Here is a 1316-nt window from a genome sequence, read left to right as displayed (position 1 = left end):
CCGGCCGAGGGAGTTCATGTCCCGGCGCAGCGCCCGGGCGACCGCGGCCTTGCCGGTCCACTCGCCGACGCCGGGCTCGATGGTCAGCCGGACGTCCTCACGCAGCAGGTCGACCAGGGCCTGCGGGTCGGCCCGTTCGTGCGCGGCGATGTACCGCTCCAGCAGCTCGCGCTGCGCCGGGTCCGGTTCGCCGGCGGGTGACCACTCCAGGCGACCGCCCGGCCACCGCTCGCGCAGCGTCGCCCGGGCCCGCTGCAGGGCGCTGTTGACCGCCGGCGTGGTCGTGTCGAGCAGCGCCGCGGCCTCGCTCGCCGGCCAGGACAGCACGTCGCGCAGGATGAGCACGGCCCGCTGGCGGGGCGGCAGCAGCTGGATCGCGGCGAGGAACGCCAGGGAGATCGTCTCGCGGCCGACGGCCATCGCGTCGGGGCCGGGGCGCTCGTCGAGCAGTTGGTCCGGGTACGGCTGCGGCGGCGGGGTCGTGCGCCGCAGGGTGTCCAGGCACGCGTTCGTGGCGATGCGGTACAGCCAGGTCCGGGCGCTGGACCGCTCCTCGAACGTGTCCCTGGACCGCCACGCCCGCAGGAACACCTCCTGCACGTGGTCCTCGGCCGCGTCGAACGATCCGAGCATCCGGTAACAATGGACCTGCAGTTCGCGGTGGTAGCGGCGGGTCAGGTCCGCGAACCTCGTGGCGTCCACAGCAACGTTCATACCTGTACCGACGAAAAAAGTCGGCCGAATCATCGGCGACATTCCGGCCGGAGTGCGTCTACCTGGGCATGACAATCGTTGAGGTGGACATCTCGATGTCGGTGGACGGCTTCGTCACCGGTCCCGACCTGGACACATGGCCCGGTTTCGGCAAGGGCGGCGAGCGGCTGCACGCGTGGCTTGAACACGCCGAGGGGCGGCGGCTGAGCGAGGCGACGTTCGCCGCGTCCGGCGCCGTCGTGACAAGCCGGTCGGTGTACGAGGCGACCGGCGGCTGGGGCGACGACGGCTTCTACCGGATGCCGGTCTTCGTGGTGACCCACCGGCCGCACGAGGCGGTGCGCAAGGGCGACACCACGTTCACGTTCGTGACCGGCGGGGTCGCCGCCGCGATCGAAGCGGCCGCGGCCGCCGCCGGCGACAGGCGGGTCCACGTGATGGGCGGTGCGTCCATCGTCCAGCAGGCGCTGCGGACCGGCCTGGTCGATCATCTGCGGCTGCACATCGTCCCGCTGCTGCTGGGGTCCGGCACCGTCCCGGTGGCGGGCGCCGGCCCCCCCCCGGTACCAAAGGAAACCCGGGTAACACCCCCCGCCCCCCCC

At 72.8% G+C, this 1316-nt stretch carries 2 protein-coding genes; one reads left to right on the top strand and one right to left on the bottom strand.

What is annotated here, in order from left to right; genetic code table 11:
• Positions 1–714: sigma-70 family RNA polymerase sigma factor (locus ABZ260_RS51170; protein WP_355633270.1), on the bottom strand; the 714-nt coding region annotated here is incomplete at its 3' end.
• A 68-nt stretch (positions 715–782) separates the two neighbouring features.
• On the opposite strand from ABZ260_RS51170, the gene ABZ260_RS51165 reads away from it, so the two are divergent.
• On the top strand, positions 783–1316 hold a 534-nt coding region (locus tag ABZ260_RS51165), incomplete at its 3' end, for a dihydrofolate reductase family protein (RefSeq protein WP_355633268.1).

The sequence above is a fragment of the Streptosporangium sp. NPDC006013 genome (assembly GCF_040614275.1).
Taxonomy (GTDB): Bacteria; Actinomycetota; Actinomycetes; order Streptosporangiales; family Streptosporangiaceae; genus Streptosporangium.
This window is presented reverse-complemented; position numbering and strand designations above follow the sequence as displayed.